17 protein-coding genes, 1 tRNA gene and 1 pseudogene are annotated in these 18359 nt (G+C 62.2%); 14 read left to right on the top strand and 5 right to left on the bottom strand.

The window, feature by feature from the left end; all coding sequences use genetic code 11:
* The first annotated feature begins 23 nt into the window (after window positions 1-23).
* The 12 genes and pseudogenes from C0606_13895 to C0606_13840 all read left to right on the top strand — a co-directional run bounded on the left by C0606_13895 (window position 24) and on the right by C0606_13840 (window position 12756).
* Window positions 24-2771: pseudogene (locus tag C0606_13895) on the top strand (hypothetical protein).
* 88 nt (window positions 2772-2859) lie between these two features.
* Window positions 2860-3084, top strand: a complete 225-nt coding sequence (locus C0606_13890) for an RND transporter (GenBank protein ID PLX36886.1) — start codon at window positions 2860-2862, stop codon at window positions 3082-3084.
* A gap of 115 nt (window positions 3085-3199) precedes the next feature.
* Window positions 3200-3580, top strand: coding sequence for a fluoride efflux transporter CrcB (locus tag C0606_13885; protein PLX36885.1), 381 nt, complete (start codon window positions 3200-3202; stop codon window positions 3578-3580).
* Window positions 3581-3646: 66 nt separating this feature from the next.
* Window positions 3647-4636 carry an RluA family pseudouridine synthase gene (locus tag C0606_13880; protein ID PLX36884.1) on the top strand — a complete coding sequence of 330 codons (990 nt, stop codon included), beginning with the start codon at window positions 3647-3649 and terminating at the stop codon, window positions 4634-4636.
* 42 nt (window positions 4637-4678) lie between these two features.
* A complete protein-coding gene (locus tag C0606_13875; protein PLX36883.1) occupies window positions 4679-4948 on the top strand; it encodes a hypothetical protein in 270 nt (89 codons plus the stop codon).
* Between the two features lie 93 nt (window positions 4949-5041).
* Window positions 5042-5722, top strand: coding sequence for a hypothetical protein (locus tag C0606_13870; protein ID PLX36882.1), 681 nt, complete (start codon window positions 5042-5044; stop codon window positions 5720-5722).
* Window positions 5722-6495: an ATPase gene (locus C0606_13865; GenBank protein ID PLX36881.1), complete on the top strand. Its 774-nt coding sequence runs from the start codon at window positions 5722-5724 to the stop codon at window positions 6493-6495. Before C0606_13870 ends, C0606_13865 begins: the two co-directional genes overlap by 1 nt.
* Before the next feature lie 113 nt (window positions 6496-6608).
* Entirely contained in the window at window positions 6609-8141 is a 1533-nt protein-coding gene (locus C0606_13860) for a methylmalonyl-CoA carboxyltransferase (GenBank protein PLX36880.1), read from the top strand.
* Between the two features lie 317 nt (window positions 8142-8458).
* A complete protein-coding gene (locus C0606_13855; protein ID PLX36879.1) occupies window positions 8459-9103 on the top strand; it encodes a hypothetical protein in 645 nt (214 codons plus the stop codon).
* A 164-nt stretch (window positions 9104-9267) separates the two neighbouring features.
* Entirely contained in the window at window positions 9268-10257 is a 990-nt protein-coding gene (locus C0606_13850) for a hypothetical protein (protein PLX36878.1), read from the top strand.
* A 128-nt stretch (window positions 10258-10385) separates the two neighbouring features.
* Window positions 10386-12443 (top strand): acetyl/propionyl-CoA carboxylase subunit alpha, encoded by a 2058-nt coding sequence (locus C0606_13845; protein ID PLX36877.1) that lies wholly within the window; start codon window positions 10386-10388, stop codon window positions 12441-12443.
* Window positions 12444-12477: 34 nt separating this feature from the next.
* The gene (locus C0606_13840; protein ID PLX36876.1) at window positions 12478-12756 is read left to right on the top strand and encodes an acylphosphatase; all 279 of its coding nucleotides are present in this window, start codon (window positions 12478-12480) and stop codon (window positions 12754-12756) included.
* 18 nt (window positions 12757-12774) lie between these two features.
* On the opposite strand, the gene C0606_13835 is transcribed toward C0606_13840, so the two are convergent.
* A complete protein-coding gene (locus tag C0606_13835; GenBank protein PLX36875.1) occupies window positions 12775-13335 on the bottom strand; it encodes a hypothetical protein in 561 nt (186 codons plus the stop codon).
* A gap of 4 nt (window positions 13336-13339) precedes the next feature.
* Window positions 13340-14086, bottom strand: a complete 747-nt coding sequence (locus C0606_13830; protein PLX36874.1) for a lipoate-protein ligase B — start codon at window positions 14084-14086, stop codon at window positions 13340-13342.
* Window positions 14087-14183: 97 nt separating this feature from the next.
* Between C0606_13830 and C0606_13825 the strand changes: the two genes are divergently transcribed.
* Window positions 14184-14459: a flagellar motor switch protein FliN gene (locus tag C0606_13825; protein ID PLX36873.1), complete on the top strand. Its 276-nt coding sequence runs from the start codon at window positions 14184-14186 to the stop codon at window positions 14457-14459.
* A gap of 140 nt (window positions 14460-14599) precedes the next feature.
* Window positions 14600-14686, top strand: a tRNA-Leu gene (locus C0606_13820).
* 760 nt (window positions 14687-15446) lie between these two features.
* On the opposite strand, the gene C0606_13815 is transcribed toward C0606_13820, so the two are convergent.
* The 3 genes from C0606_13815 to C0606_13805 all read right to left on the bottom strand — a co-directional run bounded on the left by C0606_13815 (window position 15447) and on the right by C0606_13805 (window position 18358).
* On the bottom strand, window positions 15447-16625 hold the full coding sequence (locus tag C0606_13815) for a hypothetical protein (GenBank protein PLX36872.1): 1179 nt from the start codon (window positions 16623-16625) through the stop codon (window positions 15447-15449).
* Window positions 16626-16723: 98 nt separating this feature from the next.
* A complete protein-coding gene (locus C0606_13810; GenBank protein PLX36871.1) occupies window positions 16724-17440 on the bottom strand; it encodes a hypothetical protein in 717 nt (238 codons plus the stop codon).
* 273 nt (window positions 17441-17713) lie between these two features.
* Window positions 17714-18358, bottom strand: a complete 645-nt coding sequence (locus C0606_13805; GenBank protein ID PLX36870.1) for a hypothetical protein — start codon at window positions 18356-18358, stop codon at window positions 17714-17716.
* Window position 18359: the final 1 nt, after the last annotated feature.

Here is an 18359-nt window from a genome sequence, read left to right as displayed (position 1 = left end):
GACTATCGATCAAGGACATGATGATGAAGCGAGCGGCATCCTTCGGGACGATCCTGGGCGTATTGGTGATCGGCTTTGCGATCTTCGCGTCGCCAGGCGAGGGCGCACGGGCGGAGGAGCGCGTCGTGCCGCAGTCGGCTGCGCAGATGCGACTTTCCTTTGCGCCGGTTGTCAGGAAGACCGCCCCGGCCGTCGTCAACGTCTATGCCACCCGGCTGGTGCAGCAGCGGCGGGTTTCTCCGTTCTTCGATGATCCGTTCTTCCGCCATTTCTTCGATGAGCCGGGTTTCGACAAGCCGCGCAAGCGGATGCAGAAGTCGCTCGGCTCCGGCGTCATCGTGTCGGAAGACGGCGTCATCGTGACCAATCATCACGTCATCAAGGATGCGGATACGGTGCGCGTTTCGCTCGCCGACAAGCGCGAGTTCGATTGCGAAATCGTGCTGAAGGACGAACGCACCGACCTTGCGGTGCTGCGTATCCTCGATGCAGGGCGGCAGAAGTTCCCCTTTGTCGAGGTCTCGAATTCCGACGATCTCGAAGTTGGCGATGTGGTGCTGGCGATCGGCAATCCGTTCGGTGTCGGCCAGACCGTCACGCAGGGCATCGTGTCGGCGCTTGCGCGCACCCGCGTCGGCGTCACGGACTACCAGTTCTTCATCCAGACCGACGCCGCGATCAATCCGGGCAATTCGGGCGGCGCGCTGGTAGACATGACCGGCAAGCTGGTTGGTATCAACACGGCGATCTATTCGCGCTCGGGCGGGTCGAACGGCATCGGCTTCGCCATCCCCTCCAACATGGCGCGGATCGTCATCAATGCGGGGCTTTCGGGTGGCGACACCGTCGCCCGACCGTGGCTTGGCGCGTCGCTGCAGGCGGTCAGTTCCGATATCGCGGAAAGCCTCGGCCTCAACCGGCCGCGCGGTGTTCTCGTCACGCGCGTCATCGACGGGAGCCCGGCCGCCGAAGCGGGGCTGCTGGTTGGCGATCTCATAGTCACTGTCGACGGGGTAACCATCGATGATCCCGACACCTTCGGCTATCACTTCGTCACCAAGGGTCTGCAGGGTACAGCCAAACTCGGAATCCTGCGCGACGGGCGCGGGCGCGACGTCAAGGTGCCCCTGCGGGCCGCGCCGGAAACCGTGCCGCCGGAGGAAATCACGCTGCGCGGTTACTCGCCCTTTGCCGGGGTGACGGCGGTCAATCTCTCGCCGCGACTTGCCGAGCAGCTGCACGTTGATGGGCAGGTTTCGGGTGTTGTGGTGGTCAAGGTGGCGCGTGGCTCGCCCGCCAACCGGGTCGGCATCCGGCCGGGCGATATCGTCGAGGAAATCAACGGCCGTGCGATCGACTCCACCGCTGCGCTCGCCGACATCGCCAATTCCGAGCCGCGGCTCTGGCGCTTCACGCTCGACCGCAACGGGCGCAAGGTGCGCATGGCATTTCGGGGCTAGGAAACGATGAGCGATCTGTTCGCGGCCGCCGGGCTGGACGACACCGCGCCGCGGCCGCTGGCGGATCGGCTGCGGCCGCACAAGCTCGCCGAAGTCGTCGGGCAGGAGCATCTGACCGGACCGCAGGGCACGCTGACACGCATGCTGGCGACCGGCCGGGTCGGCTCGCTCGTGTTCTGGGGGCCGCCCGGCACCGGCAAGACCACCGTCGCGCGGCTTCTTGCCGACGAGACCGATCTGCATTTCGAGCAGGCGTCGGCGATCTTTTCCGGCGTGGCGGATCTCAAGAAGCTGTTCGCGGAGGCGCGCGCGCGGCGTTCGACGGGCCAAGGGACGCTGCTGTTTGTCGACGAGATCCACCGTTTCAACAAGGCACAGCAGGATGCGTTCCTGCCGGTGACGGAAGACGGCACGGTCACGCTGGTCGGGGCGACGACGGAGAACCCGTCGTTTGAACTCAACGCGGCGCTGCTGTCGCGGGCGCATGTGATGGTCTTCAAATCGCTCGATGAGGCGGCGCTTTCAACGCTGCTCGCGCGTGCCGAAGAGAGCCAGGGTGCGCCGCTGCCGCTTGACGACGACGCCCGGCAGGCGCTGGTCTCCATGGCCGACGGCGACGGACGCGCCGTGCTCACTCTTGCCGAGGACGTCTGGCGGGCGGCGCAGGAGGGCGAAGTGTTTGACCGCGCCGCGCTTGGCGAGATCGTGCAGCGGCGTGCTCCGATCTACGACAAGGGCGACGACGGCCACTACAATCTGATTTCGGCCCTGCACAAGAGTCTGCGCGGGTCCGATCCAGATGCCGCGCTCTACTATCTCGCGCGCATGCTGGTGGCGGGCGAAAATCCGCTCTACATCGCGCGCCGTGTGGTGCGGGCCGCGGTCGAGGATATCGGCATGGCCGATCCGCAGGCGTTGGTGATCGCCAATGCGGCGAAGGAGGCGTTCGATTTTCTTGGGCCCCCGGAAGGCGAACTGGCGCTCGCGCAGGCAGTTGTCTATGTCGCCACGGCGCCGAAGTCGAACGCGCTTTATTCGGCGTTCAAGGGCGCGATGCGACTTGCCAAGGAAACCGGCTCGCCGATGCCGCCGAAGGTCATCCTCAACGCGCCGACCAAGCTGATGAAGTCGGAAGGCTATGGCGACGGCTATCGCTACGACCACGACGAGCCCGATGCCTTTTCCGGCCAGAACTACTTTCCGGACGCGCTGGGACGGCAGACGTTCTACGATCCGGTCGACCGCGGGTTCGAGCGGGAGATCAAGAAACGCCTCGACTATTGGGCGCGGCTGCGGGCGCAACGCGGCTAGTCGTTTTGGGTACTGGTATTTTAAGACTCTCTAATATATAAGCGCGCCATAGACATTCTCGCGAACCAGACGACCCGGGACCTCGGACATGCAGTATCTCGACGGTATTTCTCTTTCTATGGTGCTGTTGATAACCGTTCTTCTCGGTTTTGCGCCGTTCTTTCCCGAGCCGCATATCGTTGAAAAGGTTCGCATGTTGATGCATGGGCAGCTGAAGCGGCCGCTCGATATCTTCGATCTGTTCTGGCATACATGGCCGTTCGTCCTGCTCGTTCTCAAGCTGATCCGGATGAAGCAGACCGGCGCGTTCTGAGCGACGGGTGCACAGCGTTTTTCACCGAAAAAGGCTTTGTTTGCCGGTTTTCGCGCGCCTTTTGCCGTGAAAATTGGCTATAGGTGTCGGGAACGCGTTCAAACTCGGAATTCCCATGAAGCACCTCTTGCTGGTCGCCGTCGGTGGCGGGGTCGGAGCGGCCTGCCGCCATCTGGTCAACATGGCGACGCTGAAACTCATCGGCGCGGGCTTTCCCTGGGGTACGCTGACGGTCAACATCGTCGGCTCGTTCGCGATGGGGCTGTTCGTCGAGTTTCTGGCGTTGAAGCTGAATGCTTCGGCGGATCTGCGCCTTTTGATCGCGACGGGCTTTCTCGGCGGCTTCACGACGTTTTCGGCGTTCTCGCTCGATACCGCGGTGATGATCGAGCGCGGCGACATGGCGCTGGCGGCGCTCTATATCGGCGTGTCGGTGATCGGCGCGATCGGCGGATTGTTCGCCGGGTTGTCGCTGGCGCGCAGCGTTCTCATCTGAGGCAGGACACGGGGATCCGGCGGCGCCGGGCATTGCAGGAGAGGGCCGGGAACCCCGGCTGACGGAATGAGCAGCGTACAAACACTCGAAGTCACCCGCGACGAAGCGGGCATGCGTCTCGACCGGTGGTTCAAAAGCCGGTTTCCGGGGCTGAGCTTCGTGCAGCTTCAAAAATTGCTGCGCTCCGGCCAGGTCCGCGTCGATGGCGGGCGGGCTAAGACCGACACGCGGCTTGCCGCCGGACAATCAGTGCGCATTCCCCCGACCGTCGGCAGTGACGCCGACAAGCCGGTGAAACCGAAATCTCCGCTTGCCGGCGGCAATGGCGATCGCGCGGCGCTTGAAGCGATGATCCTCTACGAGGACGATGCGGTGATGGTCCTCAACAAGCCCGCCGGGCTCGCCGTTCAGGGCGGATCGGGGCTGACGCGCCATGTCGACGGCATGCTCGATTCGATGCGCAGCAAGGACGGACAGAAACCGCGCCTTGTGCACCGGCTCGACCGGGATACATCGGGGGTCCTCTTGATCGCCAAGACGCGCAAGGCCGCACAGGCGCTGGCCAAGAGCTTCCGCGCGCGTACCACGCGCAAGATCTACTGGGCGCTGGTGCAGGGTGTGCCGAAGCCGAAGCAGGGGCGCATCTCGACCTATCTCGCGCGCGAGGAAGAAAACGAGCGCATGCGCGTCGCGCATCACGGCGAGGACGGCGCGAGCCACGCTGTCTCGAACTATTCCGTCGTCGACCAGGTCGGGCAGAACATCGCCTGGCTGACGCTGAAGCCTGTTACGGGGCGGACGCACCAGCTGCGCGCCCATTGCGCCCATATCCGCCACCCGATCATCGGCGACCCGAAATACTTCAACACAGAAAACTGGGAACTGCCCGGCGGGATCCAGAACAAGCTGCATCTGCATGCGCGCCGTCTGGTGCTGCCGCATCCGTCAGGCGGGACCATCGACGTTACCGCGCCGCTGCCGCCGCACATGAAGCAGAGTTGGAACCTTCTCGGATTCGATACCAGCGCCTATGATCCCTCCGAGGATGACGACTAGAACGGCAACCGAGCCGGTGGCCGGCTGCAAAGGGAAGGGGCAATGACCGATCTCGGTTTCGGCGCGACACTGACCATTGCCATGGTGATTGCGATCGCCGCGCTGATCGGCGCGGCCATGCTCGCCCGCCGGCAGCAGAAGCGCATGAATGCGGCTGCAGGCAGCGGCGATCTCGCGCAGGCGCTCGGCGATCTGGCCGGCGAGCTGAAACGCTCCAACGATCTCATCGAGGCGCATATCGAGGACCACGAGGCGCGGCTGCACCGGCTTGAGACGGAACGTGCGGCAAAGGACGCCGGCCAAGAAGGTTGAGCTTCGCGGACGCGAGCGCCATATGAAGGACTTCTGATCGGCGCGGGCCCCCCGCCGCGCCCTGACCTTGTTTCGGAAAAGAGATTTCCTCCCATGTATCTGGTGATCTTCGATTGCGATGGCACTCTGGTCGATTCCCAAAACATCATTGCCGCAGCGATGGGACGAGCCTTCAGCGCGGTCGGGCGCGAAACCCCGCACCGTTCGGAGCTTTTGTCGATTGTCGGGCTGTCGCTGCCGCACGCAATGAGCCGGCTTCTGGGCGAGGCAGCGACGCCGGAGGCGGTCGAGGCGCTGATCGGCGAGTACAAGCAGGCGTTTTTCGCGCTGCGCTCCGAGCCGGATCACCACGAGCCACTTTATCCGGGCACGCTCGATGCGCTTGCCGAACTGGCCGGGGACGACAATGCGCTGTTCGGCATGGCGACGGGCAAGTCGCGGCGCGGCGTCGAGTCGATCCTGAAAGTGCATGATTTCGGCATTTCCTTCGCGACCATCCAGACCGCCGACGATGCGGCCTCGAAACCGCATCCCGAAATGATTTACAGAGCGCTGTCGGAGACCGGTGTCGAGCCGTCGCGGGCGGTGATGGTCGGCGACACCAGCTTCGACATGGAGATGGCGCGCGCCGCCGGCATCGAAGCGATCGGTGTGTCCTGGGGCTATCATCCGGTTGCCGCGCTGCACGACGCCGGCGCCTGCTGCGTGCTCGACGATTTTGCCGAACTGCCGGCGATGGTGCGCCGCGCGGTCGGACTTGAAGGACAGAAGTGATGCGCGATCTGCTCGAAGAGGGGCCGTCGCCCGAGGATGCTCACGCCAAGGCGCAGGCGCATGCCCGCAAGGCGCTGCCGAAGCGCTTCTACAAGAGCGTGACGGTCGAGGCTTGCGAAAACGGTTTCACGGTGCTGCTTGACGGGCGCAGCGTGCGCACGCCGGCGAAGACCCTGATCGAGGTTCCGACGAAGGATCTGGCCGACGCGATGGCGGCTGAGTGGGCCGCGCAGGGCGAGAAAATCGACCCGGCGAAGATGCCGGTGACGCGACTGGTCAATTCCGCGCTCGATGGCGTTTCCGTGCAGATCGAGGCGGTGCGCGCGGAAATCGTCAAATATGCCGGCAGCGATCTGGTCTGCTACCGCGCAGATGGACCCGACAGTCTCGTTGAGGCGCAGTGTGCGGCCTGGGATCCGGTTGTTGCCTTTGCCGCCGACAGGCTGGGTGCGCGCTTCGAGCTGGCCGGCGGAATCGCCCACGTCCAGCAGGCGGACGAGGCGCTTGCTGCCGTTGCGGGCTCGGTTGCCGAATTCGATCTGTTCCGGCTTTCCGCGCTTCATGTGATTACGACGCTGACCGGCTCGGCGCTGATCGCGCTGGCGCTGGCGCAGGGGGTGCTGACGGCAGAAGCCGCGTTTAACGCCGCCCATGTGGACGAGCTCTGGAACGCGGAGCGCTGGGGTTCGGTGCCGGAAGCGGAAGCGCAGCGCGCCACGCGCCACGCCGAAATGATGGCGGCCGCGCGGGTCATTCTCGGTCGCGTACCGTAGTTCTTCCCGCGTTTCAACGGCCAATTTCCGGGTATTAGCCGCACGTCGACTTTGCCGGCGCATGAGCCCATGCTAAAGCCTGACCCAAATGAACCGGTGAATGGATTGCCGCGATGAAAGAAATTTTGGCCGAACTGGAAAAACGCCGCTCGATCGCCCGTCTGGGCGGGGGCGAAAAGCGCATTGAGGCGCAGCACAAGCGCGGCAAGCTGACGGCGCGCGAACGGCTCGAGATTCTGCTCGATCCGGGCTCGTTCGAAGAGATCGACATGTTCGTCGAACACCGCTGCACCGATTTCGGCATGGACGGCCAGAAGATCCCGGGCGACGGTGTCGTCACCGGCTCCGGCACGATCAACGGCCGCACGGTCTATGTGTTCGCCAAGGACTTCACCGTGTTTGGCGGTTCGCTGTCCGAGACCCATGCGGCGAAGATCACCAAGGTCCAGGATATGGCGCTGCGCAACCGCGCGCCGATCATTGGCCTGTTCGACGCCGGCGGCGCGCGCATTCAGGAAGGCGTGGCAGCGCTCGGCGGTTACGGCGAGGTGTTCCAGCGCAACGTGCTTGCGTCCGGCGTCATCCCGCAGATTTCGGTGATCATGGGCCAGTGCGCTGGCGGTGACGTCTATTCGCCGGCGATGACCGACTTCATCTTCATGGTGCGCGACACCAGCTACATGTTCGTCACCGGCCCGGATGTGGTGAAGACCGTCACCAACGAGACGGTGACGGCGGAAGAGCTCGGTGGCGCCTCGATCCACACCACCAAGTCGTCGATTGCCGACGGCGCGTTCGAGAACGATGTCGAGTGCCTGCTGCAGATGCGCCGGCTGATCGACCATCTGCCGATGAACAACAAGGCGCCGCTGCCGGAGATCGAGTGCTATCACGATCACGATGCCGAGGATCATTCGCTCGACACGCTGATCCCGGACAATCCGAACAAGCCCTACGACATCAAGGAACTGATCCTGAAAACGGTCGACGAGGGCGATTTCTTCGAGATCCAGCCGTCGTTCGCCAAGAATATCGTCACCGGTTTCGGCCGGGTCGAGGGCCGCACGGTGGGCATCGTCGCGAACCAGCCGATGGTTCTGGCCGGCGTGCTCGACAGCGATGCCAGCCGCAAGGCCGCCCGCTTCGTGCGCTTCTGCGACTGCTTCAACATCCCGATCGTCACCTTCGTCGACGTGCCGGGCTTCCTGCCGGGCACCGCGCAGGAATATGGCGGCCTGATCAAGCACGGCGCCAAGCTGCTGTTTGCCTACGCGGAAGCCACGGTGCCGAAAATCACCGTGATTACCCGCAAGGCCTATGGCGGCGCCTATGACGTTATGTCCTCGAAGCACATCCGCGGCGACATCAACTACGCCTGGCCGACGGCCGAGGTCGCGGTGATGGGCTCGAAAGGCGCGGCTGAAATCCTCTATCGCGCCGAACTCGGCGACGCCGAGAAGATCCAGAAGCGGGTCAAGGACTACGAGGATCGTTTCGCCAACCCGTTCGTCGCCGCCGAGCGCGGTTACATCGACGAGGTGATCATGCCGCATTCGACGCGCCGCCGGCTCGCCCGGGCGCTGCGATTGCTGCGCGACAAGACCGAAGAGAATCCTTGGAAGAAGCACGACAATATCCCGCTCTAGGGGCGGGAACGGGCGTCGTTCAAAGGCGCCTTGTCGTGCCATTCCGGTCGATGAGTAAAACCACCGTGCCTCTTGCCGATTCGGCGATGGGCGCGGTGTTTTCGTTTGTGCGACCAACGGCCAAAAGCTTTGACTGACAATAATCTGCGAAAAGTCGTCGCATTCGTTCCGGTGCGAACAAATTCTGATATACTGATACGTCAGCGCAAAGCCGGGGAACGCGGGCGCTGATCACAAGAGCGGCAAAAGCCGCCGTGGGATACCGGAGGCGGGTAGAGCCGCCGGAGGAAACCTAGTCGAGGGGGAAACGGGTCTGCATGGCCGAAAATTCCAAGGATGATGCCGCCGAAAACGGTTCAGCGGCAGCGGTCGGTGCGACGGGTAATCCGTCGAACAGGCTTCCCTGCGAAACAATCACGATGCCGGTGGATGCGCTGGAGCGCTTCGTCAGTTCGTTCGAGCGGACGGCGCGGCGTTGGGAATACATCGTCTACCCGGGCATCGCGCTGGTTTTCTGTCTGATGGGTTACGGCTTCTATCTTGTCTACAGCCTGACCTATGACATCCGCATGATTGCCGACCGCTTCGACCCGAAGATGGGCGTCCACATGGCACACCTGACGGAAAGCATGCAGACGCTGACCAGCAGCATCGAGGATATGACCGTCCGCGTGGCGACGATTTCCACCAATATGGAAACGATGAACGCCAAGATGGATCATCTGGAAAACATGACGCCGATCGCCAAGGATATGGCCTATATCAGCGCGCAGATGAAATATCTCAAGCAGATGGAAGGCATCCAGACGCGGGTCACGACCATTGCGGGTGAAATGTCGTCGATGAACACAAAGATCGGCACCATCACCGCCGATATGGGGCGGATGCGCTGGGACATGGCGCAGATGAACCGCAACGTGTCGCGGCCGATGAATTTCATGAACTCGTTCATGCCCTGGTGACGGGAAGCCTCCGAAGCGACACCGAAAAGCCTCTCCTTCAGGCGATATCCTTCGTTGATTTCGATCTATCCGATTAACTTCTTGGGAAGTCTCGACCGATACCCTCAACCCTGAGCGATTCGCGTTAAGGGGGTTCGGTAATGGCTGCTCGTGAATTTGAGTCCATGGTCGAGGCGATCCGGCTGAAAAGGCGGATGACGACGGAAGACGTTTTCGCGCTACGCCGCGCTGTTTATCCCGACGGCATCGTCGATGTGCGTGAAGCGCTGGCGCTGTTCCGCCTCAATGACGATTGTGAGGCCGCGACACCGGCCTGGACCGAACTCTTCATCGAAGCGCAAGCCGATTTCATCGTCCATCAGGCTGAGCCGCGCGGCTATGTCAGTCGCGATAATGCCGACTGGCTGATCGCCCAGGTCGGGCGCGATGGCGTGGTTGATACGGCACGCGAGCTGGAACTTCTGGTCAAGGTGCTGGAAGCCGCCAAGGACGTGCCGCAGCGCCTCGTCGGCTTCACGCTCGAACAAGTGGAAGCGGCGGTGCTCGAGGGGCGGGGTGTTCTTGCCCGTGGCGGCACGCTGGTTCCCGGCGCTATCGGCGAGGCGGAGACGGCGATGCTGCGCCGTATCCTCTATGCCTATGGCGGCAGCGGCGCGGTGGCGATCACCCGGACCGAGGCCGAAATTCTGTTCAATCTCAATGATGCGACCATCGAGGCGGACAACGCGCCGGCGTGGTCGGATCTGTTCGTCAAGGCAATCGCCAGCCATTTGCTGGCCGCGCAAGGGTTCCGCGTGCCGAGCCGCAACGAGGCGCTCCGCCGTGCGGCCTGGCTCGACAGCCCGACCGGGCTGGACTGGGACGGCCTGTCGGCCGGCTCAATCGGCAGTGCCCTGCTGAACGGCCTGAAGGGCGTCTTCGAACCCACTCTCGGGGAGCGGGTGGAAGCGGCCTATGCGGCCCGCAATGCGGATTTCGAGGCCCAACAGAGTGAGTCCGAGCGCATCGACGGCGATGAGGCGCTGTGGGTCGTCAGCCGGATCGGGCGCGACGGCACTCTGCACGAGAATGAAAAGGCGCTGCTTGCGTTCCTTCGTGCGGAAGCCTCGCACATCGATCCGAAACTGCTGGACCTCATCCGCGACGCGGCCTGAGCAGGTCATTTTTCGCCGCCGTTTACCGAACTGAGCCGGGAAAGCGATATCCGCCGTTCGACTGAGTTGCCGGGCGGCGCACAAGACCGTACAACGACCCGCAGAAACAGTTCTGCGGGACGGGCCTCATGTTCAAGAAAATCCTTATTGCCAATCGCGGTGAAATTGCCTGCCGTGTGATCAAGACCTGTCGCAAGATGGGCATCAAGACGGTGGCGGTCTATTCGGATGCGGACAAGGATGCGCTGCATGTCGATATGGCGGATGAAGCCGTGCATATCGGCCCGCCGGCCGCAGCCGAGTCCTACCTGATCGCCGACAAGATCATCGCGGCCTGCAAGGAGACCGGCGCCGAGGCCGTGCACCCGGGTTACGGCTTCCTGTCGGAACGGGCGTCGTTTCCGGAGCAGCTCGCCGCCGAAGGGATCGTCTTCATCGGTCCGAACCCGCGCGCGATCGAGGCGATGGGTGACAAGATCACCTCGAAGAAATTCGCCGCCGAAGCCGGTGTCTCGACCGTTCCCGGCAATATGGGTCTGATCGACAGCTCGGAAGAAGCGGTGAAGATCGCCGGCGAGATCGGCTATCCGGTGATGATCAAGGCCTCGGCCGGCGGCGGCGGCAAGGGCATGCGTATCGCCTGGAACCCCGAGGAGGCAGCCGAAGGCTTCACCCGCGCCCGCTCAGAAGCCGCGTCGTCCTTCGGTGACGACCGCATCTTCATCGAAAAGTTCATCGTCAATCCGCGCCACATCGAAATCCAGGTGCTCGGCGACAAGCACGGCAACGTGGTCTATCTGGGTGAGCGCGAATGCTCTATCCAGCGCCGCAATCAGAAGGTCATCGAAGAGGCGCCGTCGCCGCTGCTCGACGAAGCGACCCGCCGCCTGATGGGCGAGCAGGCCGTCGCGCTGGCCAAGGCCGTGGATTACGACTCTGCCGGCACGGTCGAATTCGTCGCCGGTCAGGACAAGAGCTTCTTCTTCCTTGAGATGAACACCCGCCTGCAGGTGGAGCATCCGGTCACCGAACTGATCACCGGCGTCGACCTGGTCGAGCAGATGATTCGCTCCGCCGCCGGCGAGAAGCTCGAACTCGGTCAGGACGACATCAAGTTGAACGGCTGGGCGGTGGAGAGCCGCGTCTACGCCGAGGATCCGTACCGCAACTTCCTGCCGTCGATCGGCCGCCTGGTGCGCTGCCGTCCGCCGGTCGAATCGACCGAAGACGGTGTCACCGTCCGCGTCGATACGGGCGTCGAGGAGGGGTCGGAAATCTCGATGTTCTACGATCCGATGATCGCCAAGCTGGTGACGCACGCGCCGACGCGGGAAGAGGCGATCTCGGCGCAGGCGGATGCGCTCGACGCCTATCTGATCGACGGTATCGAGCACAATATCCCGTTCCTGACGGCGCTGATGCAGCATCCGCGCTGGATCGAGGGCGCGCTGTCGACCGGCTTCATCGCCGAGGAGTATCCCGACGGCTTCCTCGGTATGGAGCAGAGCGCGGAAGCCAAACAGGTTCTGGCGTCGGTGGCGCTGGCCATCGAACTGATCCGCAAGGACCGTCTCGACCGTCTGCCCGGCCGTCTGCGGCCGCATTCGGGCCATGTCGCCGAAAAGTGGGCCGTGTCGCTCGAACGTGACGTGAAAGAGCTGGAACCGGGTCAGTCGCACCATGAAAAGGATTATCTGCCGGTCGAACTGGTGGTCGATTTCGTATCGATCCCGACCGAGCTCGAAGTTCGCTTCGAGGGCAGCGACGAGACCGTGACGGTGGCCTCGGACTGGATGCCGGGCGAGGCGCTCTGGCAGGGCCAGGTCGGCGATCGTCAGGTGACCGTTCAGGTCCGCCCGGTCGAGAATGGCGTGCGCCTGTCCTGGCAGGGATTGACGGCCAAGGCGCGCGTGCTGAGCCCGCGCATTGCCGCTCTCGACGCGCTGATGCCGATCAAGCTGCCGCCGGATACCTCGAAGATGCTGCTGTGCCCGATGCCGGGTCTGGTCGTGTCGATTGCGGTGACCGAAGGCCAGGAGGTCAAGGCGGGCGAGACGCTTGCCGTCGTCGAAGCCATGAAGATGGAAAACGTGCTGCGCGCCGAACGCGATCTGGTCGTGGCAAAGGTCAATGCGGCGCCGGGCGACAGCCTTGCCGTCGACGCCATGATCATGGAATTCGAGTAGGCGGGAACGGCTTGAAGATCGGGTGAGGGCGCCGATGCGCGCGGTTCATGTGATCGTTACCGGACGGGTTCAGGGCGTTGGCTACCGGGCCTGGTGCGCGGGACGGGCGAAGGCGCTCGGGCTCGGCGGCTGGGTGCGAAATCGCCGTTCCGGCGAGGTCGAGGCGGCGTTTTCGGGTCCCGACGACGCGGTTGCCGCCATTCTTGAAGCGTGCGAGCGCGGACCGGCGCTGGCGCGCGTCGATGCGGTGCGCATCATCTCCGACGCGCCAACCCTCTCGGCAACCACTTTCGATGTGCTGGCGACGCTCTGAGACGCCGATAGAGGCTGTTCAGTCGCGCCCGAGGTCCATGTCGGCGACGCGGACCCGGTCGGCGTCGCGGATCATGTCGTCGGCGGTGATCAGACGACCGTAGCGGTTCTTGATGTAGGCCTCGAGCATTTGCCGGTTGCGCTGCAGACGGTTCTTGTTGGCGAACTTCTTCTCGAGCGGCACGCGCTTGTAGGTGTACCAGACGGCAAGCCCGATCAAGAGCGGCCAGAAGAAGGCTCCGAGCACGATCGCGGCAATGGTGAAGGCACCGCCGCCGGCAAGGCAGCCGCGCGATTTCTTCGGCGGCCTGTTGTCCTTTTCCCGAACTTCCTCGACTTCCTGGCTCGAATAATTGTTCACCAGCAAGGGCAGGTCTTTGTCCTTCTTGGCCTCGTGTAGGTAGAAAACCTCGACGTCGTGACCGTCGCGCATCTCCAGATCCACGCCGGTCAGGCGAACGGGAACCTCCGGGTCGCCGGGAACCGTCAGAAAGAACAGCTTCAGCGGCCCCTTGTCGGGGAAAAGCTGATAGCCGCGCACGATGCCGCGGACGGAGTAGACGTAGTCGGATGCCGCCATGACCTCACTCGGTGTTCGTTGCTTCTTCCATATTGGCCAGCAGCGGGGGGACTGCAACCGTTTCGCCGAAAAGCTCCTCGAACTCGCGACGCAGGATCATGTCTACTTCAGCCAGGGTTACGGGAATGCCAAGGTCGACGAGGCTGGTGACGCCGTGCTCGCGAATTCCACAGGGGATGATTCCCGAGAAATGGTCGAGTTCCGGTTCAACGTTGAGCGAGATACCGTGAAAGCTGACCCAGCGTCGCAGGCGAATGCCGATTGCCGCGATCTTGTCTTCGACCGCCACGCCCTTGTCGGGCCGGCGGACCCAGACGCCGACGCGGTCGTCACGGCGTTCGCCGCGCACGTGATACTGCCACAGGGTGCGAATCAGCCATTCCTCGAGCGCGACGACGAAGGCGCGCACATCCGGGCGACGGCGCTTCAGATCGAGCATGACATAGGCGACCCGCTGTCCGGGGCCGTGATAGGTGTACTGGCCGCCGCGCCCTGTCTGGTAGACGGGGAAGCGATCCGGTGCGACGAGGTCGCCCGGATCGGCGCTGGTGCCGGCGGTATAGAGCGGCGGGTGTTCGAGCAGCCAGACGCATTCCGCCGCCGTGCCGTCCGCAATCGCGGCGACACGGGCTTCCATCGCGGCAACGGCTTCAGGGTAGGGGATGAGCGCGTCGGAGATCATCCATTCGACCGCATCGGCGGGGTCGGTGGCAAGGAAGGGCTGCCGCGCTGTTTGTCTTTCGTTAACCATAAGACGTTAACCATCCGGTAACGGTTCGCTCGTCAAGCTTAACTCGACGCGGCGGTTCGCTTCGAGCTGCACGGGCACTGTTGGTCAAGGCGCGCATATGTCAACTTTCGATAAGATCGATGTCGAACTCTCGGTCGTTCTCGGCTCGTCGATCATGCCTGTGCATCAGCTGCTGCGTATGGGCCGTGGCGCGGTCATCGAGCTCGACACGAACGAGGACGATGACGTCGAGGTGTTGGCAAACGATATCCCGATTGCGCGCGGGCGCGTCGTGCTTCAGGGCGAAAAAATCGGCATTACCATCACGGAAGTGCTGATGCGGGGTGCGGAAAGCAAGACCCGGCAAACAGTCCGCTGTATCGACCCCCAATAATTTCAACAGTTTATCCGTGCCTCTGGAAGGCTGGAAAATCCCGGCAAGGGATATTGCGATCAATCGATCATGGCGCTTGAACCGGGGACATCGATTTGATACATGAAGGCGCGCCGAACGGCAGTTCGCGCTTTCCTTTCGCGGTCGTGGCGGAATTGGTAGACGCGCAGCGTTGAGGTCGCTGTGGGGTAAAACCCGTGGAAGTTCGAGTCTTCTCGACCGCACCATTTAAAGGGCTCCTTCGTGGAGCCCTTTTTGATTCTGCCGTTGTATTTCGGAGGTCGCCTTGTTGCGCGTCGCCGTATCCGGTTCAGCCGCCGTGTTTGCAGCGCCTGCGATTCAATCGAGCGACTGCAAGGGGATGTTCAGCAACCGCGGGGGAGGAACGGGCACAAGGCCTTCCACGTCTCCGCGGATGGCTTCTGTTGCGGCTATTCCTACGGCAAGTCGCCGAAGAACGCCGCCACGACGTTTGCGAAGAAGACCTGCACCCAATCCGCGAAGGCCCGCAGATACGCGCTCTATGATGCGCAGTGAGGCCTGAGTTCGCCAACAGCCGACAGAGGTAGCCAACGACTGCCAAATCACGGCCGGCCTATTCACCGGCCGGCGTTGAGAACTCTTCCCCCGGTTCGGTTTTTCTGCGCGCTGCCCGGATCGGGTGCGCAGACGGCGAAATCCGAACAGGCTTTTTGTCGCTTGTTCTCGTGGAGCCGACGGCGGTCGGAGCGGCTCGAAAGCCGAAGCGCGGCAGCGCTTTTCCCACAGCGCGGGCCTGTGGGGTCGCAATGCGGCGTATCACGGCCTTTCAGGCCGATATGCGATCGGAACCGCCATCGGCGATGGCCGCCGTCTGAGCGGTTCTCAAGGCGCATTGAGCGCTGCGGCTATGCCGTAGGGTGTCGCGGCGATGATCCGACCCGCAGTGGCCGTGGAGAGGACTCCTGCTGTCAGGATCGCGCTGCGCACGGAACGCATCTAGATCCGTCAGTGGTCGCCCGGCGAAAAGAGGATGCGGCGCGCTCCGTTCTTGTTGCGCTTGAAAGAAAATCTGCCGAAGCCTTCGACGTCGACGGTGCCGCTTCCCTGCGTGCTGATCTTGAGGCGAAGATTGCGCAGTATCGTATCGGCCAGTTCGAACGCCGCATCGCCGCCCAACTGGTCGCCGGTCAGTTGCGAATTCTCTGCTCCTGCCAACAGATCCTTGGTGGTGATTTCGGAACTCGGTTCGTTGCGCGCCTGCGTGTTGTCCCAGATGCGCGTCATCTGTTCGAGATACTTCGTCAGGCCGAACGCGGCGCCTTGATCGACCTCGGTTCTCGCCAGCCATTGTTGGATGTTTTTTGCCGGTTCCGACGGATCGCCGGCGCTGAGGGCAAGGAGGTCGGGGAATATCTCGGCATACCGTCCGGAGTTCCCGACCGGACGTACGGGCGCCTGGACGAGGGGATCATCGCTGTAACCGAGCAGCTCGAAATCGGATTTGAACCGCTTTTTGAGGGCGTCGATCAGGTCAGGCGTAAAATACTTTTCAAACACGCTCGACGAGCCGGTTGCATGCTTGGCCTCGCTGGAGTTGGCTTCGGCATGGTTTGATCCGAAGCAGCTTTGCGAGACCTCGCCCAGTTCGTCTGAAAGGTTCTCGATGTGGACGATCTTGTCGAATTTGACGAAATTGTACAGGCAGCTATAGGTCTGGCTGCGGAAATGAATATCAGACTGGCTGTCGTCCTGGTCGCAGACCATTGCGACGAATTCTTCGAAACTTTCCGGATAGCTCGGCAGTTTGAACTTCGCAGCCGTCGCAGGGCCGGGGTGCTTGGCAGATTCGATCTTGTCCCGGTAGCCGGACAGCGTTCGAAGAAACGGATTACGGACTACGGTGAATTTGAATTTTGACGCCAGCGCGGTCGCGAAATCCGCGCCGCTTTTTCGAGAGAATGCGATCCAGGGCGTTTCTCTATCGGCGTTGATCCAGCCGTAGTTGTGAACGTCGAAATACGTCTGCGGTACAGGTGTTTCGTAGCCGCGCGCGCATTCAACTTCCCAAAGCCACCTCTTAATATTTGTGTTTGCCGCTTTGCCGATCGGAAAATACGCGTATTTTTCTTCTTTTGATACGGCGCTGTCGCGCAGGACATCATTAATGAGAAGTTTGTGTACCATGCATCCTCCGAATACCAGACGGAATCCTGTTCCATCTGATTTCCCCGCGGCACTCGCGCTCGACACCCAGAGTGCGGAACCTCAACTGAATGTTTTTTCTATTTCAGCATCCAACGGAAACTGGTGTCACTCAGGTGGTCGGCGACCTCATCGTAATTCTTGATCGACTCTTTCAGCGAGTCCGGCGCCTGCTTGACGAATGACGGCTGCTTTTCAACGAAACTCTCAATACCCAGCGTCGTCGAAAGTTTTTCGCAAATGGTGTCGGTCAGTCGTCCCTGCGGATCCAGCATATCGGAGTAGTCGAAAGTCACGACGCGCGGGTGCCCCGCCAGCCACTTCTGGACGAGCTTGGATTCTCTTACCGAGTTCCGGATAAACCGCAGAAGCTGCGCAGGGTTGATTTCAATGCTTCGGATTTGTGCGGCCGACTTGTCGTTGGTATGCCAGACAGCGTTCGTTTCGGCCAATCGGCCGGACACAAACGTCTTTGCATGGTTCTTCCGGGTCAAGTGAATGATCGGGACGACGCGGCCTTCGGCGTGGTTGAGGATCTGGGGGCGGGAGAGAGGGCTCTGCCAGTCGCCGTAGAGGTGATGAATGCTGCTGTATTTGACATCGAGGATCGGGGTGACGCCGTCCTCCCGCATCGTGTCGACGAACTTGTCCAGCACGTGGAGCCTGTTCTTCGGGAGGAACGCCTCCTTGTCCTCTTCGAGCACCTGGGACAGGTACGTGAAGAAGTTCTTCTCCTGGCCGAGATTTCCCGGATGCAGGATTTCGCCGAGATAATGAAGCTGGCGATGGCGATCCAATATTGAGCCCAACGCTCCGGTGCCGGAGCGTTGGCGAGCGAGCAAAATCCCGAACTTGTTACCCGACAACGGATGGCTCCCTGTTTGTTTGCGCCGGTGTGTATGCGATGCCGCTTAGGTACAATGCGAGCACCGGTTTGGAAAGGGAAATGGCGCCGTTTTTGGCTGTTCAGCTACACGAGCCACGCGCATGTGCGCTTCGGGATCCGGTGACCATTGATCGCAAATGGCGGCGGGACACGGCAACCGAGACGGTCGAAGAACTCCTGACGTTTACCGAGCTGCTATCGGAGCCGGCGAAATCGAAATTCGCCGAATGGCGAGCGTGAGTTCCCGTTTCGACATGAACAGGATCAGTTTGGCGCGCGTGACAGGCAAGCGCTTGTTGTCCAGCACAGGGTCGACAAAGCCCGATATCGTGATCGGCGCGGCATTGCTCGTGAAAACGAACTTGCGAAGGGGAGCGTCGTGAAAGCCGCGCTCGACGTCGGGCGTGGAGAAGCGCACCGCGGCGCGGCAGGATGTCGTTGGCACTGCGGACGCTTCGAGCATCAGGCTTACGACGCCGCCATTCGCCAGCGCGGTGTGGTCGAGGTCGAATTCGAGGGTCAGAAAGCGGGAATGCGGCGCCTGGAAATTCAGGAACAACGCGTCCTCGTTACTTTCATCCTTGTGCAGCTGGACGTCGGCACGATGCTCCGGTTCGCGCGCGCAGCCCCAGATCATTCCGGGCAGGATTCTCTCGTACGGCTTGATGCTGCCGATGTTCAGCTCGCGCGACGCTTTCTTGTCGGAGAATCCCCATGTGGTTCCGTAGAAATCAAAGTGTTTCTTCTCGGTACCGAGCGGGCTCGGAACGTCGCGGCCCCTGTTTGACCCGATCCGGATGTTTCTCAATCCGAGCAAGCTCTTGCCCATA

Source organism: Hyphomicrobiales bacterium (assembly GCA_002869065.1).
Taxonomy (GTDB): Bacteria; Pseudomonadota; Alphaproteobacteria; order Rhizobiales; family Rhodobiaceae; genus Rhodobium.
Note: the sequence above shows the minus strand (reverse complement) of the source record. Positions and strands in the feature narration are given on the sequence as shown.

Bases quoted from the DNA above. Each gene is read 5' to 3' on its own strand.
- C0606_13890 (PLX36886.1), top strand. From the start codon at position 2,860: ATGCAGTATCTCGACGGTATTTCTCTTTCTATGGTGCTGTTGATAACC.
- C0606_13885 (PLX36885.1), top strand. From the start codon at position 3,200: ATGAAGCACCTCTTGCTGGTCGCCGTCGGTGGCGGGGTCGGAGCGGCC.
- C0606_13880 (PLX36884.1), top strand. From the start codon at position 3,647: ATGAGCAGCGTACAAACACTCGAAGTCACCCGCGACGAAGCGGGCATG.
- C0606_13875 (PLX36883.1), top strand. From the start codon at position 4,679: ATGACCGATCTCGGTTTCGGCGCGACACTGACCATTGCCATGGTGATT.
- C0606_13870 (PLX36882.1), top strand. From the start codon at position 5,042: ATGTATCTGGTGATCTTCGATTGCGATGGCACTCTGGTCGATTCCCAA.
- C0606_13865 (PLX36881.1), top strand. From the start codon at position 5,722: ATGCGCGATCTGCTCGAAGAGGGGCCGTCGCCCGAGGATGCTCACGCC.
- C0606_13860 (PLX36880.1), top strand. From the start codon at position 6,609: ATGAAAGAAATTTTGGCCGAACTGGAAAAACGCCGCTCGATCGCCCGT.
- C0606_13855 (PLX36879.1), top strand. From the start codon at position 8,459: ATGGCCGAAAATTCCAAGGATGATGCCGCCGAAAACGGTTCAGCGGCA.
- C0606_13850 (PLX36878.1), top strand. From the start codon at position 9,268: ATGGTCGAGGCGATCCGGCTGAAAAGGCGGATGACGACGGAAGACGTT.
- C0606_13845 (PLX36877.1), top strand. From the start codon at position 10,386: ATGTTCAAGAAAATCCTTATTGCCAATCGCGGTGAAATTGCCTGCCGT.
- C0606_13840 (PLX36876.1), top strand. From the start codon at position 12,478: ATGCGCGCGGTTCATGTGATCGTTACCGGACGGGTTCAGGGCGTTGGC.
- C0606_13835 (PLX36875.1), bottom strand. From the start codon at position 13,335: ATGGCGGCATCCGACTACGTCTACTCCGTCCGCGGCATCGTGCGCGGC.
- C0606_13830 (PLX36874.1), bottom strand. From the start codon at position 14,086: ATGGTTAACGAAAGACAAACAGCGCGGCAGCCCTTCCTTGCCACCGAC.
- C0606_13825 (PLX36873.1), top strand. From the start codon at position 14,184: ATGTCAACTTTCGATAAGATCGATGTCGAACTCTCGGTCGTTCTCGGC.
- C0606_13815 (PLX36872.1), bottom strand. From the start codon at position 16,625: ATGGTACACAAACTTCTCATTAATGATGTCCTGCGCGACAGCGCCGTA.
- C0606_13805 (PLX36870.1), bottom strand. From the start codon at position 18,358: ATGGGCAAGAGCTTGCTCGGATTGAGAAACATCCGGATCGGGTCAAAC.